16 protein-coding genes and 1 tRNA gene are annotated in these 15,003 nt (G+C 66.4%); 9 read left to right on the forward strand and 8 right to left on the reverse strand.

From position 1 onward, the window contains the following. Positions 1–26: 26 nt before the first annotated feature. Positions 27–515, forward strand: a complete 489-nt coding sequence (locus tag VGR67_00870; protein HEV8334954.1) for a DUF4149 domain-containing protein — start codon at positions 27–29, stop codon at positions 513–515. Positions 516–542: 27 nt separating this feature from the next. Here the strand turns inward: VGR67_00870 and VGR67_00875 are convergent, their stop codons facing one another. The 4 genes from VGR67_00875 to VGR67_00890 all read right to left on the reverse strand — a co-directional run bounded on the left by VGR67_00875 (position 543) and on the right by VGR67_00890 (position 5,234). Further along, a complete protein-coding gene (locus VGR67_00875) occupies positions 543–1,724 on the reverse strand; it encodes a pyridoxal phosphate-dependent aminotransferase (GenBank protein HEV8334955.1) in 1,182 nt (393 codons plus the stop codon). Then, positions 1,721–2,239 carry a type 1 glutamine amidotransferase domain-containing protein gene (locus VGR67_00880; protein HEV8334956.1) on the reverse strand — a complete coding sequence of 173 codons (519 nt, stop codon included), beginning with the start codon at positions 2,237–2,239 and terminating at the stop codon, positions 1,721–1,723. Before VGR67_00880 ends, VGR67_00875 begins: the two co-directional genes overlap by 4 nt. A gap of 82 nt (positions 2,240–2,321) precedes the next feature. Further along, a complete protein-coding gene (locus VGR67_00885; protein HEV8334957.1) occupies positions 2,322–3,773 on the reverse strand; it encodes an FGGY family carbohydrate kinase in 1,452 nt (483 codons plus the stop codon). Between the two features lie 162 nt (positions 3,774–3,935). Then, positions 3,936–5,234, reverse strand: coding sequence for an aminotransferase class I/II-fold pyridoxal phosphate-dependent enzyme (locus VGR67_00890; protein ID HEV8334958.1), 1,299 nt, complete (start codon positions 5,232–5,234; stop codon positions 3,936–3,938). A gap of 241 nt (positions 5,235–5,475) precedes the next feature. Between VGR67_00890 and VGR67_00895 the strand changes: the two genes are divergently transcribed. Then, the gene (locus VGR67_00895; protein ID HEV8334959.1) at positions 5,476–6,459 is read left to right on the forward strand and encodes a Gfo/Idh/MocA family oxidoreductase; all 984 of its coding nucleotides are present in this window, start codon (positions 5,476–5,478) and stop codon (positions 6,457–6,459) included. A 4-nt stretch (positions 6,460–6,463) separates the two neighbouring features. On the opposite strand, the gene VGR67_00900 is transcribed toward VGR67_00895, so the two are convergent. Then, positions 6,464–7,138 (reverse strand): hypothetical protein, encoded by a 675-nt coding sequence (locus VGR67_00900; GenBank protein ID HEV8334960.1) that lies wholly within the window; start codon positions 7,136–7,138, stop codon positions 6,464–6,466. Between the two features lie 212 nt (positions 7,139–7,350). On the opposite strand from VGR67_00900, the gene VGR67_00905 reads away from it, so the two are divergent. From VGR67_00905 to VGR67_00935, 7 genes are all read left to right on the forward strand, one after another. Next, positions 7,351–7,427: transfer RNA gene (locus tag VGR67_00905), tRNA-Ile, on the forward strand. A 31-nt stretch (positions 7,428–7,458) separates the two neighbouring features. Then, positions 7,459–8,193 (forward strand): C4-type zinc ribbon domain-containing protein, encoded by a 735-nt coding sequence (locus VGR67_00910; GenBank protein HEV8334961.1) that lies wholly within the window; start codon positions 7,459–7,461, stop codon positions 8,191–8,193. Further along, the gene (locus tag VGR67_00915; GenBank protein ID HEV8334962.1) at positions 8,168–8,698 is read left to right on the forward strand and encodes a ribonuclease HI family protein; all 531 of its coding nucleotides are present in this window, start codon (positions 8,168–8,170) and stop codon (positions 8,696–8,698) included. Before VGR67_00910 ends, VGR67_00915 begins: the two co-directional genes overlap by 26 nt. A 3-nt stretch (positions 8,699–8,701) precedes the next feature. Next, on the forward strand, positions 8,702–9,415 hold the full coding sequence (locus VGR67_00920) for a YggS family pyridoxal phosphate-dependent enzyme (GenBank protein ID HEV8334963.1): 714 nt from the start codon (positions 8,702–8,704) through the stop codon (positions 9,413–9,415). Further along, a complete protein-coding gene (locus tag VGR67_00925) occupies positions 9,412–9,924 on the forward strand; it encodes a DivIVA domain-containing protein (protein HEV8334964.1) in 513 nt (170 codons plus the stop codon). Before VGR67_00920 ends, VGR67_00925 begins: the two co-directional genes overlap by 4 nt. An 11-nt stretch (positions 9,925–9,935) precedes the next feature. Next, entirely contained in the window at positions 9,936–11,219 is a 1,284-nt protein-coding gene (gene hutI, locus VGR67_00930) for an imidazolonepropionase (GenBank protein HEV8334965.1), read from the forward strand. Between the two features lie 89 nt (positions 11,220–11,308). After that, positions 11,309–11,938 carry a cyclodeaminase/cyclohydrolase family protein gene (locus VGR67_00935; GenBank protein ID HEV8334966.1) on the forward strand — a complete coding sequence of 210 codons (630 nt, stop codon included), beginning with the start codon at positions 11,309–11,311 and terminating at the stop codon, positions 11,936–11,938. 6 nt (positions 11,939–11,944) lie between these two features. Here the strand turns inward: VGR67_00935 and VGR67_00940 are convergent, their stop codons facing one another. The 3 genes from VGR67_00940 to lepA all read right to left on the reverse strand — a co-directional run bounded on the left by VGR67_00940 (position 11,945) and on the right by lepA (position 15,003). Further along, positions 11,945–12,310, reverse strand: a complete 366-nt coding sequence (locus VGR67_00940; GenBank protein ID HEV8334967.1) for a hypothetical protein — start codon at positions 12,308–12,310, stop codon at positions 11,945–11,947. A gap of 194 nt (positions 12,311–12,504) precedes the next feature. Then, positions 12,505–13,203 (reverse strand): signal peptidase I, encoded by a 699-nt coding sequence (lepB, locus tag VGR67_00945; GenBank protein ID HEV8334968.1) that lies wholly within the window; start codon positions 13,201–13,203, stop codon positions 12,505–12,507. Between the two features lie 3 nt (positions 13,204–13,206). Further along, positions 13,207–15,003, reverse strand: a complete 1,797-nt coding sequence (lepA, locus tag VGR67_00950) for a translation elongation factor 4 (GenBank protein ID HEV8334969.1) — start codon at positions 15,001–15,003, stop codon at positions 13,207–13,209.

Raw genomic sequence — 15,003 nt, forward strand, 5'->3', positions numbered from 1 at the left:
CGACCGGCGCGCGAGGATCCTCCCGGGTGTTCCGCTGGCTCTTCCAATTCGCGCTGATTCTCCTGCTCTCAGTGTGGGTCGGAAGCATCGTCTTCTTCTCGGCGGTGGTCGCACCGGCCGTCTTCCAAAAGCTCGATCCCGCCCAGGCTCCGCGGTTCCTCGCCGACTTGTTTCCCCGCTACTACTTCACCGGCACGCTCTGCGGCTCGGCGGCGCTGGTGCTCCTCCTGCCGCTGCTTCTCTTCGACTCCGGCTCCCGCGGAGTCCGGCTCGTCCAAATGCTGCTGGTCGGGTCGATGCTGGCGGGTAACCTCTACGCGGGGGGAATCCTGCAAGGGACGATCCACCGGCTCGGAGAAGAGAGGAGGACCGCTCCCACTTCCGCCGCACGGGCGGAGGCGAAGCTGCGCTTCGATCGATTGCATCGCCGGAGCGTGACGCTGAATCTGAGCGTCCTGGGGCTGGGGGTGGCGGCGCTCGGAACGACGGCGACCCGCTCGCGGAAACCGGCCTAGCGGAGGTTCCCGCGGCGCACGACGGCCCTACTTGCCGAGACCGGAAATCCGGCGGCAAGCCTCCTTCAGCACGGAATCCTCTTTCGCGAAACAGAGCCGGACCTGGGTCCGGCCGTCGGCCGGCTCGGCGTAGAACGAGCTTCCCGGCACCGTCGCCACGCCGGCCCGGGAGAGGAGCAGGCTCGAGGCCTCGCGGTCGTCGGCGGCACCGAGATCCGACACGTCCGCGAGCAGATAGTAGGCGCCCTGCGGCGGCAGCGGACGGATTCCGGCCTCGTCGCACGCCGCGCTGATCCACGCGAGCTTGAGCGAGTAACCCTCCCGCAGGCCGTCGTAGTAGGACTGCGGCAGATCGAACGCCGTCACGAGGGCGTGTTGGAACGGTGTGGGGGCGCAGATGTAGAGGAGGTCGTTGAGCAGTCCGATTTTCTCCATCAAGGCGGCGTGACCGACCGCGTAGCCCAGCCGCCATCCGGTCATGTTGTAGGTTTTCGAGAAGCCGGACAACGTCACCGTCCGATCCTCCATTCCAGGCAGCGACCCCAGGCTCACGTGCAGGTGCTCCCCGTAGAGAATGTACTCGTAGATCTCGTCGGTGATTCCCAAGACGCCATGCTTTTCGCACAGCGACGCGATCGCCGAGAGCTCTTCCCGCGAAAAGACCTTGCCGCACGGGTTCGAAGGGGTGTTGACGACGACCGCGCGGGTCCGGGAGCCGAAGGCCGACGCAAGCTCCGCCGGATCGAAATGCCAATCGGGAGGATGGAGCGTGACGAAGCGCAGCGACGCGCCGCAGAGCTTCAGGATGTTCGAGTGATAGCCGTAAAAAGGGGAAAACAGGATCACTTCGTCGCCCGGATCGATCCACGCCAGGGCCGCCGCCACGAACCCCCCCGTCGATCCGACGGTGACGACCACCTCCCGATCGGGGTCGCACCGGATCTGGTTGTAGGAAGCCATCTTCCGGGAAATCCTTTCCCGGAGCGGGTCGATTCCCTCGAATTTCGAATAGATGCTCCGGTCGGCGCGGATCGCCGACACCGCCGCTTCCTTGATCAGATCGGGCGCCGGCTGATCGCAAATCCCCTGTCCGAGGTTGATCCCGCCGGCGCGCTCGCATTCCCGGGACATCCGCCGGATGTCGGATTGAACGAGTCCCAGGATCCTCGCGGCGAAGGCCGCCTTCGCGGAAATCCCCGTTTCACTCATTGCGCCTCCCGCAGCGCCTTGATGATTTCGCGGCAGAACGCGGGAAGATCGTCAGGCTTGCGGGAGGTGATCAAATGGCCGTCCCGCACCACCTCCTGATCGACGAACTCGGCTCCGGCGTGGATCAGGTCGTCCCGGATGGCCTGATAGGAGGTGAGTCGCTTCCCCCGGACCACGCCGGCCGAGGCCAGGACCCAGCCCCCGTGACAGATGGAAGCCACGACCCGCTTTTTTTCGAACAGATCCTTGACCAGCCGCAGGACGCCGCGATCCTGCCGCAGGCGATCGGGAGCCCACCCACCGGGGATGACGACCCCGAGGAAATCGTCGCTCCGGACCTCGGATGCCGCCGCTTGCGCCTTGAGGGGATAACCGTGCTTCGACTTGTATTCGATCGCCGAGGGACCGACCGTCACCGTCTCGTACCCCTCTTCCCGGAGCCGATAAAGGGGAACCCAAACTTCCATGTCCTGGTAGTCGTTCTCCACCAGAAGAGCCACTTTGCCCTTGCTCATCGCGCCACCTCCTCGCTGCCTCCCCAGGTCGTACGAAGCAAAAGCTCATGATAGGCCGGATGAGCGTCGCCCGCCAAGAGCTTCATCCGGAAGAACCGGCTAAACGGCCCAGCGCCCGTTGAAAGCGGGCCGCCAGGCGGCGCCCCTCCTCGAAGGAGATCCGGCCGCGGCATCGCTTCGTGGGGAACTCCAGACGACGGTCGCTCTCCAGGTTCCAGTCCCCTCGCGCGTGGCCGGCCAGGATGGCGGCTCCCCGGCCCGTTCCCGCCTCTCCTCTCGGTCCCTTCACCAGCCGCCGCCGGAGGATGGCTCCCTGAAGATCCAGGAGCCAGGCTTGCTCCGCCAGCCCCCCGCCCGCCACGATCCGCCTCGGACGCATCCCCGCCCCCACCATCGCCTGCACGATTTCGCCGACCCGGCAGGCGACTCCCGCCATCGTTCCGGCGGCCAGATCTTCGGCGGTGGTTGCCAGATCGAGATCGAAAATGGCGCCCCGCGCCCGGCTGAGCCAGTGGGGCGCGCCGAGTCCCGCGAAGGCGGGGACGACGCAAGGGAGCCGGTCCGGATTCCTCGGAGCCCCCAGCGAGCCGATCCTTCGGCCCGTCACGTTCTCGATCCACCCGAGCGCCCCGCCGGCGGAGTTCACCGTTCCTTCCACCAGATATCGGGTCTCCTCGAAAGAGCTCCAGGCGACCGAAGTGAGAAGTCCGGATACCCGCCTGGCGCGCCGCCCCGAGTTGAGGACTACGAACGCGCCGGTCCCGTAATTCACCGCGGCTTCCCCTGCCCGCCGGCAGCCGACGCCGAGAAGCGCCGCCTGCTGATCCCCCACGGTGGCTGCGATCCGCAGGCGCCCGCCACGGACGGCGATCTCGCCGGCCGGGAAGGCGCTGGGACGAATCGGAGGAAGAGCGGCGAGGGGGATCCTGAAGAGGTCCAGGAGCTCCGGATCCCATTCCAGCCGGCGGAGGTCCATCAGCAGCGTGCGCGCCGCGTGCGTCGGATCGGTCGACCAGGCCTCTCCGCCGGTCAGACGGAACAGGAGGAAGGCGTCGAGCGTGCCGATTCTTGCGGCGCCCTTCTCGGCCCGGCGGCGCAGCCCGGGAGATCGGTCGAAGATCCACCGGATCTTGCTCGCGGCGTAATGCGGGCTGAGCCTCAGGCCGGTGCGGCGCCGGATGAGCGGGGCGCGAGGGCGCAACGCGGCGCAAATCTCCTCTCCGCGACGGTCCTGCCAGGAAAGCGCGGGGGTCAGCGGACGGCCGGAACGGGGATCCCAGATGACGAAGGTGGAGCGCTGGCAGGCGAGGCCCGCGCCGGCGATGAGGCCGGGATCGACGCCTCGAAGAGCCGCGTCGAGAGCGGCCTGAACCGAACGGAGGATCGATTCGGCGTCGTGCTCGGCCCATCCGGGCCGGCGGAGGATCGTTCCGATGGGCCTAGTGGCGAACCTCTGGATCTTTCCGCGCCGATCCATGAGGCAGACCTTCGTCGCGGTCGAGCCTTGATCGATCCCCAGCCAATAACGAGGCACCGGCGGAGTATACCATCCGGCTCCGCCATGGGACCGGGCGAGCCGGGACGCCATCGGGCGGCCGAACTAAGGGTCGGGTTGGACCCGACGACTGGAAACCGCCGCGGGTCAACCCGCGGCACGGGGATCGAAGCTCGCTCGCCCTGACGTCGTTCTCCTCGGCTAGTAAAGCCGCCGGCCTTCCTTCACGAAGGCTCCAAAGCCCTCCCGGTCACGCGCCGCCCGCGCGATGATTTCGACCGCCTGCTTCAAGTCGTCCATTCCGGTGGCGATCGATATCCGTAGGAAATGGCGCCCCTCGGAGCCGATTTCTCCGAAGGACTTTCGGTCCATGGTCGCCACGTGGTGGCGGAAAAGGAGGAACATCTGGAACAAGGTGGAAGGACTCGTCTTCTCCTGGATGTCGGCCGGCAGCGCCTCGAACGCCGCGATCGCGCCGATCTCCTCGCAGATCCCCGCCACGTTGGGAAAGACGTAGAACGCTCCCGTGGGAAGCTGGCAGGTGATGCCGGGAATGGCGTTCAGACCGCGCACCACCTGGTCGCGCCGCTCCTGGAACGCGGTGACCATCTTGCGGATCTCCGGGGCGCTCTCGGGCGACTCCAGCGCGAGCTTGGCGCCCATCTGGTTGTAGGCGGGAATGCAGGAAAAGTAGTTGATATTGAGGTTCTTGAAGACCGCCGCCTCCTCAGCGGTCGGGAAGACGGCCCAGCCGATGCGGCCGCCGGTCCACGAGTAGGTCTTGGAGGCGCCGGAAGCGATGATGGTCACGCGCTCCATTCCGGGAACCGAGGCGATCGAGTGGTGAGCGCTGCCGTCGAACAGGATGTTCTCGTAGATTTCATCGGAGTAGACGCGGACGTCGCGCTCCGCCTTCCGCAGGATCACCGCCGCGATTTCCTCCAGTTGGGCGTGCGTGGCGATGCCGCCGGTCGGGTTCGAGGGGAAATTGAGGATGATGATCTTCGTGCGCTTGGTGATCAACGGCTCCAACTCGGCGCCGGTGACGCTGAATCCGGTCTTCTCCTCGAGGTGGAGCGGAATGGGGCGGGCTCCGATGTACTGGATGAAAGATTCATAGATCGGAAAGCCGGGACTCGGATAGATGACCTCGTCGCCCGGATTGCAATAAGCCTCCTGGCTCAGCCCGATGGGAGGCTTCCCGCCCGGAAAGACCACCACTCGGTCGGGTCCGACCTGGAGGCCGCGCTTCGCTCCCACGTCCCGGGCCACCGCCTCGCGCAGCGGTAGGATTCCCTGCGGATCGCAGTAATGCGTCAGATCGTTGTCGAGCTGTCTTTTGACTTCCTCGCGGATGTGCCGCGCCAGCGGGAAATCGGGCTCGCCGAGATTGCATCGGATGACGCGGGCCCCGGTGTCCTCGACCTCCTTGATGCAAGGTCCGATCTTGAAGGCGTTCTCCGTGCCGAGCAGATCGACTCGATGCGAGAAGAGGCTCATGGCTCTTGTCTCCTAAGGCGTAGGGAGTCCCTTTTCGCGCAGAATAGCACCTTTTTTTCAGCAACGGCCGTGCCATGGCCGAACGCGACGGATCGACACGAGGGCGGGAAGAGCACTCGCCGGCAGCCTCCGGATACCGGTCGGACGCGCAGAGTTTTCGTGCACGGCGGGGCGCCGCACCGAAATCGTCGCATGGGCGGGCTTTCCGGCGGAGCGTGCCGAGCTGATCTAGACTGTCGCCATGACGACGCTCCGGTTCGGGATCATCGGGATTGGAAACCACGGCCTGAGATATGCCGGGCATCTCCGCCGGGGAGAAGTGGAAGGGGCGGGCCTCGCGGTCGTATGCCGGCGGGACCGGGCCCGCGGAGAAGCGGCGGCGCGCGATCTCGGCGTTTCGTTCTGTGATGATTACCGGAGGGTGCTTGCCGACCGCTCGGTCAATGCCGTGGCGATCGTCGTTCCCTGCAACCTCCATCCCCTTCTCGTGCCCGAGGCCTTGGAGGCCGGGAAGGCGGTGCTGGTGGAGAAGCCGCTGGCCCCCGATCCGGAGGGGGCCCGGCGCATCGTCGAGGCCGCCCGCCGCCACGGGGCGATCGCGATGGTGGCGCAGACCCTGCGCTTCAACGCCGTGATTCGCCTGCTTCGTGAGAGAAAGGAGGCGATCGGCCGCCTGCGGTTCGTCTCGCTCAGCCAGCGCTTCGAGCCCTCGGAGCGCGAATGGCTGGACGATCCGGAAGCCGGCGGCCTGCTGCGGAACACCGGCGTCCATTCCTTCGACTTGCTCCGGCATCTCACCGGCCTCGAGGCGGAGGAGGCGAATTGTCTCTCCTCAAGAGGGCCGGGCAGGAGGATGGAAGACTCGTTCGGGGCGGTTCTCAGGCTGTCGGGGGACCTGCTGGCGACGGTCGACAACGCCCGGACCACGGCGTCCCGCACCGGCAGGGTCGAGCTCGCCGGCGAACGAGGGCAGATCGCGGCCGATCACGTCCATCACTGGCTGGTGGAGATTCACGGGACCGAGAGGCGGGAAATCGCCGTTCCACCCCCCGTGCCCACCGTGCGCGAGTGCCTCGTCGCGTTCACCGCCGCGGTCCGCGGGGAGATTCCGGTCCCGGTGCCTCTCACCGAGGGGCTCCGCGCCGTGGAGATCGTGGAGGCCTGCAGACGATCGGCGGCGACGGGTGTTGCCCGCGCCGTGGAGACGGCTGGCGGCGAGATTTGAGAGATCAGCCCAGGATCCGGATGTCGTCCAGAACCTTGGCGATCGCGGAGGCCTGCGAGGCGAAGGTCTCTTCCGTCCCCAGAAGGCTGAAGGTGTAGAGCTTGTCGTTCGAAAGGTAATAGAAGGTCTTCATCATCCCCGTCCCCCCCTCGCGGCCCCGCGTCTTCATTTCGGCGCGCCGGATGCGCATCTCCCCTTCCTTGAGGACTTCGTCGAGCTGGATGTCGAGCTCGATGCCGGAGACCGGAGGCTGGATCTTGCTGATGAAGATCTCCTCGACGGCGTAGCGGCTCTTCTCGGTGAACGGGTAGGCGGCGAAGTCGAGGATGCTGCCGTTCCGGGGATCCTCGAGGCGGATCTTGTACGCCGGACGGCGCTTCCCCGGCTCCGGAGGAACGGGATCGGTCCAATTCACCACTTTCCAGCCGGCGGGAACGACCATCGAGAAGCCGTAGTTGGCCTCGAAGAAAGGCTGTTCTTTCGCCACCGTCTCGCCGGGAAGCGGGTGACCCAGATGCGGTTTCGGGGCCTGGACGGCCCCCGGCTCGGTCTTGCTCGCCGTCACCGGAGCTTGAGAGGTCGAAGCGGGAGCGGACGGAGCGCGGTTCATCCACCAGTAGGCGCCGGCGCCGGCGGCCCCGACCACCACGACCATCATGAGCAGCTTCTTTCCACCCACGGGATTCTCCTTGTCGATCGGGCGATTCCGGTTATGAACTCGCCGTCCGGATTTGACTCGCGCTGCCCCGGAAAGCTCCCGGCGGCACAACGCGATAACGTAAGTCCGCCGAGGGTCGGACGCAAGGATGATGCGCCCTGGAACGGAGCGGCCAGGAGCGTGTGCTATAATGCGCCAAATCCCGCAGATGCCGGGGTTTGCCGCCACCTGCCGGGCCCATAGCTCAGGTGGTCAGAGCAGCTGACTCATAATCAGTTGGTTCCAGGTTCGAGTCCTGGTGGGCCCACCAAAGAAATGCCCTCGGCCGTAAGGGAGTCCCCTTGGAGCCAAACCTCGAAAGACTGATGCGCCTCCAGGAGGTGTGTCTCGCCATCGAGGAGCAAGCCAAAAAGCTCGCGGCGATGCCGGGGCGCACCCAAGACCTCGAGCAATCGCTCGCCCGGCACCGGGCCGACGTCGCCAAGACCCGGGACGAGCTGGCGGAATCCCAGAAACAGCGCCGCAAGCTGGAAGGCGATCTCCAGGCGGTGGAAGGCCGGATCTCCAAGTACCAGGGGCAGCTCATGGAGGTGAAGACGAACAAGGAGTACACCGCCATGCTGCACGAGATCGAGACCGTCAAGGAGGAGCGCGGCGGAATCGAGACGCACATCCTCCAGGCGATGGACGCGTCGGAAGCCCTGGAAGGCTCGATCCGGCAGAAAGAAGCGGCGCTCAAGCAGGAGGAGCAGCGCGTCTCAGGACTTCTGGCGGCGCTCAAGGAGGAGGAGCGGGCGGCGGCCGATCTCAAGAGCTCTCTCGAGGGACAGCGCTCCGGCATCGAGAAGGAGCTGCCCGCCGATCTGGTCGCCGAGTTCGGCCGGGTGTCACGGGGCCGCGGCGGGCTGGCCGTGGTCGGAGTCCGGGCCGGACTCTGCCAGGGTTGCTCCGTCCGCATTCAACCCCGGGTCTTCCAGCAAATCCGCCGCAACGAGGGGCTGTTGCGTTGCGAGTCGTGCAAGCGCTTCCTTTTCTACGTCGAGGAGAAGCGTGCCGAGCCGCCGCCGGGCGCCTGAGGCCGCGCCTCTCGAGGGGAGGACGAAGAGGTCCTTCGCGGGGCGCATCGACGGAGGCGCGCGGGGCAATCCGGGCCCGGCGGGCATCGGGGTCATCCTGGAAGGGGAGGGGGGCGCCCGGGATGAGTATTACGCCTACCTTGGAACCACGACCAACAACGTGGCTGAATACACGGCGCTGGTGGTCCTCCTCCTGCGCTCCCTCCGCCGCGGAGCGACGGAGTTGACGATCCACTCCGACTCGCAGCTCCTGGTGAAGCAGATCGACGGATCCTACCGGGTCAAGAATCCGAAGCTCCAGCAGCTTCATGCCGCGGCGCGCCGGCTCCTCGGCGAGATTCCGCACGTGGTCCTCCGGCACGTGCCGCGCTCGGAGAACCGGGAGGCCGATCGGCTGGCGAACCGCGCCATGGACGAAAAGAGCTCCTCCGAGCCGCTTCCCGAAGAGGTGAGGAGACTCGTCGGGTCGGGGCAGGAGATGCTTCCCTTTGGAAGCGGGACCTGAGCGATGGAGGGGTTTCGGGAACGGCTCGACTCGATCCGGAGCCGACTGGCGGCGGCCGCCCGGCGCGCCGGACGCCCGCCCGAATCGATCCGTCTCGTGGCGGTGACCAAGACCGTCCCGGCGCCGGCGATCCGGCAGGCGATGCAGGAGGGGTTGACCCTGTTCGGCGAGAATCGGGTTCAGGAAGCGCGAGCCAAGGCGCCGGAATCTCTCCCCGGCGCCGAATGGCACCTGGTGGGGCACCTGCAGCGCAACAAGGCGAAAGAGGCGGTCCGGTTGTTCCGGATGATTCACACCGTCGACTCCGCGGAGCTGCTCGCCGATCTGGATCGACACGCGCAGGGACGGGAGGCGCCTCTCGAAGTGCTGATTCAGGCGAACCTCGCCCGGGAGACGGGGAAGCACGGCGCGCTGGAAGAGGAGATCCCCGCGATCCTGTCGGCCGCCGCCGGAATGCGCGGCCTGAGAGTGGCCGGATTGATGATTCTGCCTCCGTACGACCCCTCTGCCGAGAATTCCCGCCGGCACTTCCGGGCGCTCGCGGAGCTGGCCGGGCGCATCCGCCGGGAAAGCCTTCCGAAGGTCGAGATGCGCGAGCTGTCCATGGGAATGTCTGAGGATTTCGAAGTGGCCGTCGAGGAAGGGGCCACGCTGATTCGCATCGGGCGCGCCCTGTTCGGGGAGCGCGCCGTCCGCGCCGGAAAGGAGAAGGAATGAGGATCACGCCGCTGGACGTTCGGGGACACCGCTTCGCCGTGAAGCTGCGAGGGTACGACCGGGAGGAGGTGCAGTCGTTCCTCAACTTCGTCTCGGAGGAGTTCGAGAAGGTCGTGAACGAGGTCAGCCGTCTGAGGGAGGAGACGGCGCAGCTGAAGTCCTCGCTCGGGGATCTCACGGAGCGGGAGCGGATTCTGAAGGAGACCCTGTTCACGGCGCAGAAGCTCTCGGAGGATATGAAGGAGGAGGCCAAGAAGGAAGGCCGGCTGGTGATCCGGGAAGCGGAGCTGCGCGGCCAGAAAGTCATGGAACATGCGCAAAAAAAGGTCTCGCAGCTCGAGGATTCGATCCGCGGCCTGAAGATGGAGCGCGACGCTTTCGAGCGCAAGCTGCGCGTCCTCCTGGATCAGCACCTCAAGCTCCTGGACATGCACCGTGAGGAGGAGGTCCTCTCCGACAAGCTCACCTTCATCAAGCAGAAGCCGCCCGAGCAGGCGCCGGGAAGCTGAAGGCGCGCGGCATGGTGGAAGCGGATCTGATCCTGGAGCACGCGGCGGAGCTCGCGACTCCGGTGGGATCGGCGCCGGCGACCGGCGCCCTCCAGGGGAAGCTCCGCACCATCGCCGATGCCGCGCTCGCCGTGGCCGCCGGAAACCTCGTCTATGTCGGGCCGTCGGGCGAGCTCGGCTCCCGGGTCCGCCTGCGACGCGGCGGATCCCGTCTCGACGTCTCCGGCAAGACGGTCCTTCCCGGGTTCGTGGATCCGCACACCCACCTCCCCTTCGCCGGATCCCGCGCTACCGAATTCGAGCAGCGCCTTGCCGGGCGCACCTACCGGGAGATCGCCGAAGCCGGAGGCGGGATTCTCAGCACCGTGGAGCAGACGAGACGCGCCGATCCGGCGGAGCTTCGGGACGCCGCGCTCCGGCGCCTGGATCGGATGCTCGCCCTCGGCACCACGACCTGCGAAGCCAAGAGCGGCTATGGGTTGAGCCTGGAGGCGGAGATCAAGCAGCTCCGCGTGCTGCAAAGCCTGGCCGCGGAGCATCCCGTCGAAGTGGTCCCGACTTTCCTGGGCGCCCACACGCTGCCTCCCGAGCGCCGCGCGGCGCGCGAGGATTACGTGCGCGAGGTGGCGGAGGAGATGATCCCGAGGGTGGCGGAGGAGAAGCTGGCGGGCTTCTGCGACGTCTTCTGCGAGCAGATCGCGTTCACCCGGGCGGAGAGCGAGACGATCCTCCGGGCGGGGCGGAAAGCGGGCCTGGTCCCCCGCGTGCACGCCGATCAGCTTTCGTCGATGGGGGCGGCGGAATTGGCGGCGGAATTGGGGGCCGCGTCGGCCGACCACCTGGAGTTCGTGTCGGAGAAGGGGATCGAGGCGCTGGCCCGCGCCGGGGTCACGGCTGTCCTCCTCCCGGGGGCCGCCTTCTTCCTGATGTCCCCGGATCGCCCGCCGGCCCGCCGGCTGATCGAGGCGGGCGTGCCGGTGGCCCTGGCGACCGATCTCAATCCGGGCACCTGCATGACCGAGTCGATGCCTTTCGTCCTGACGCTCGCCTGCCTGACGCTGAAGCTGAGCGCGGCGGAGGCGATCACGGCCGCGACCCTGAATGCCGCCCACTGCCTGGGGCGCGCCGATCGAATCGGCACCCTCGAGGTCGGGAAGCAGGCTGACCTCCAGGTGCTGGACATCCCGGGGCACCATCATCTCGTCTATCACTTCGGCGTCTCCCACACCGACACCGTGATCAAGAAGGGGGAGATCGTCTACCGGAAAAGCCCCGTCCGATGGGCTGTTTCTTGACACCGCCGCCCGGCTGGATCTAGATTCGATGGGTGTCCCGCTTTCTTTGGAACCTGTTTTTCTTCCTAAGAAGAAGGAGAGCTGTAACCATGCTCGTGAATCTCGACCTCAAACAGTTCGTCGACCGCCTCGCCGCCGGCGTGCCGACACCGGGCGGAGGCAGCGCCTCGGCCCTCGCGGGGTGTCTCGCCGCGTCGCTGGGCGCCATGGTCTGCGATCTGACGCTAGGAAAGCCGAAATACGAGTCGGTGCGCGCCGAAATGGAGCGGGCGCGGGCGGCCCTGTCCGGGCTGCGCAAGGACCTGCTGGCGCTGGTCGATCGGGACGCCGAGGCCTACGACGAGGTCGCCCGGGCGATGAAGCTGCCCCGTGAAACCGGCGAGCAGAAGCAGACGCGGCAGGAGGCGCTGGGCAAGGCAAGCCAGTTCGCTACCGAGATTCCGGTCAAGACCGCCGAGAGCTGCCTGGCCGTCCTGGAGCAGATCCGGGTCGTGGCCGAGAAGGGCAACTTGAACGCCGTTTCCGACGCCGGAGTGGCGGCCCACCTCGCCCAGACGGGACTGGCGGGCGCGGCCTTGAACGTCCGGATCAACCTCCCGGGAATTCCTGATCGGGCCCGGGCCGCCCAGATCGAGCAGCGGCTGGAGCGCCTCGAGTCGGACGCGAAGGATCTCCTCGACGAGACGACGGAGAGCGTCGCGCGGCGGATGAAAGGGTAAGGCGGCTCAGAACAGGGGGGAGGAGACTCTCTCGTCGCGGTTCAAGTTGTAGGTGTACAGGGGAGTCACGATCGGGACGGTGTAATTCACGGCGATGTCGAAGCGGGCATTGCTCCGTTCCGTGTGAATCTGCTTCATCTCGACGGGAAGATCGAGCTCACGGGCCTTGCGGAAGACCCGCTGGCGGATCTCCTCGTCGTCGCGCCGCACCGAGGCGAACCGGGCCTCCTCCTCGATGAAATCCTTCAAAGCGTAGGTGTTGATCATCACCGGGACGACCTTGACGCCGGCGTAGATCAACACCGCGATCAACGTCAGGGCGAAGAGCGTCCCCAGTCTCCCTTCACCACGCTCGCGGTCGGTTCGTCGCATCCGCTGCTCCGGTCCGGAAAAAGGCGAGTTTCCCCGCCGCCCGACTCACGTTTGGGAATATAGGCGCGGGGTGACGTGCGGTCAAGCCGGCGGGAAGGCGGCCGGCGGTGAGCCGCCGTCCGCGGCGCATCCTGTTTCAGATCAAGACGTTGGCGTTCTTCCCAGGCCCGAAAGGACTCCGGCCGGTTGCCCCTTCAGTGGACCATCTGGGCGGTGCGCTCCCAGCGGGTCCGGGTGAAACCGGTCGACAGGGAATGCCAGAAGGAGGCGAGAGGCCCGGAGGGAGCGGAGCTGCCGGAGGAAGGCTCGGGAGGGCGCACCGACCAGTAGACCAGAAGGGCTCTTCCCCGGATGTACTCCGCCGGCACGCACCCCCAGTCGCGGCTGTCGCGGCTGTCGTCGCGGTTGTCCCCCATGACGAAATAACAATTCTCCGCAATGGGGATGGGACCCAGGTTGTTCAGCCCTTCCGGGTCGGGCCCGGAAGGGGAGTCGATGAAGCGCACGAAGCTCCTCTCCTCGGGGAGGGAGGAGAAGTCGTCGGCGTTCGACTTCTTGATCTTGGTTTGGCCGTTTTCGATCTTGAGCGTTTCCCCGGGCAGTCCGATGACGCGCTTGACGTAATCCCTTTCCGGCTGGCCGGGGAACTTGAAGATGACGACGTCGTAACGGGCGATGTCTCGGAAGGGGAGGAGCTCCCTCTCGGCCAGGCTCAGGGTGGGGCCATAGGCGAACTTGTTCACCAGGATGTGGTCGCCCACCAGGATGCTCTTGACCATCGACGGAGAAGGGATCTGGAACGCCTGGACGAGGAAGGTGCGCACGAACAGAGCCACGATCACCGCGACGATCGCGGCCTGCAGGTAGTCGTGCACGAAAGAGCGGCGCCCCACTCCTCACTCCAGCTTCAGCAGGGCCAGGAAGGCCTCCTGCGGTATGTCCACCCGGCCGATCTTCTTCATCCGCTTCTTGCCCTCTTTCTGCTTCTCCAGGAGCTTGCGCTTCCGGGTGATGTCTCCGCCGTAGCACTTGGCGAGCACGTTCTTGCGCATGGCCGCCACCGTCTCGCGGGCGATGATCTTGCTGCCGATCGCCGCCTGGATCGCGACCTCGAAGAGCTGGCGTGGAATCACTTCGCGCAGCTTGGCCGCCAGCGCGCGCCCGCGCGGGTAGGCCCGCTCCTTGTGGACGATGAGCGAAAGCGCGTCCACCGGGTCGCCGTTCACCAGGATGTCGAGCTTCACGAGATCGGCCTCCTGCCAGCCCGCGAGATGATAATCCAGGGAAGCGTAGCCGCGGGACATCGTCTTCAGCTTGTCGTAGAAGTCCATCACCACCTCGTTCAGGGGAAGATCGTACGAGATCAGGACGCGCGTGGTGGTGACGTACTTGAGGTCTTTCTGGACGCCCCGGCGCTCCTGGCAGAGGGCCAGGATAGCGCCGACGTAGTCGGGGGGGGTGAGAATCAGCGCGGTGAGGACGGGCTCGTCGTAACGGATGATGCGCGAGGCGGCCGGGAGCTTGGCGGGGTTGCTCACCTCGACCACCTGTCCGTCGGTCGTGGTGATCCGGTAGCGCACCGACGGGGCGGTGGTGATCAGATCGAGCCCGAAGTGACGCTCCAGCCGCTGCTGCACGATCTCCATGTGCAGCAGGCCCAGGAAACCGCAGCGGAACCCGAACCCGAGCGCGTCGGAGGTCTCCGCCTCGACCGAAAAAGAGGAGTCGTTGAGCCGCAGGCGATCCAGGGCGTCCCGCAGGTTCTCGTAGGTCGTCTCGCCGTTCGGGTAGATTCCGGCGAAGACCATGGGCTTCATCTCCTGGAACCCCGGAAACGCCTCCTCGGTCGGGCGGTTGGCGTCCGTGAGCGTGTCGCCGATCTTGGTCTCCCAGGCGTTCTTGATCCCGGCGATTACGAATCCGACCTCCCCGACCGAAAGCTCCTCGGTCGGCTTCAGCTTGGGCGTGAAGACCCCCACTTCCTCCACCTCGTAATCCTTGCCCGTGGCCATGAGCCGGACCTTCATCTTGCGGCGGATCGTCCCGTCCAGCATCCGCACGAGGATGATGACGCCGCGGAACGAGTCGTACCACGAGTCGAAGATGAGGGCCTTCAGCGGCTTCTCCGCCGAGCCCTTGGGGGCGGGCAGCCTGGCCACCAGCGCCTCGAGTATCTCGCGCACTCCGGTCCCTTCCTTGGCCGAGGCCAGGATCGCGCCGCTGCAATCCAGCCCGATGATGTTCTCGATCTGCTCCTTCACCCGCTCCGGCTCGGCGCTGGGAAGATCGATCTTGTTGATGACCGGAATGATCTCCAGGTTGTGCTCGGAGGCCAGGTGGGTGTTCGCCAGCGTCTGCGCCTCGACCCCCTGGGAGGCGTCGACGATCAGCAGCGCCCCTTCGCAGGCGGAGATGCTGCGGGAAACCTCGTAGGAGAAATCGACGTGACCCGGAGTGTCGATGAGGTTCAGGCGGTAGGCGTTGCCGTCTTCCGAGCGGTAGTCGAGGGCCACGGCGTGCGCCTTGATGGTGATGCCGCGCTCCCGCTCCAGATCCATGTCGTCGAGCACCTGAGCCTCCATCTCCCGCTTCTCGAGCGCGCCGGTGATCTCGAGAATCCGATCGGCGAGCGTCGATTTCCCGTGATCGATGTGGGCGATGATACAGAAGTTCCGGATGCGGCTCGGATCCAT

This window comes from Candidatus Polarisedimenticolia bacterium, assembly GCA_036004685.1.
Taxonomy (GTDB): domain Bacteria; phylum Acidobacteriota; class Polarisedimenticolia; order Gp22-AA2; family AA152; genus DASYRE01.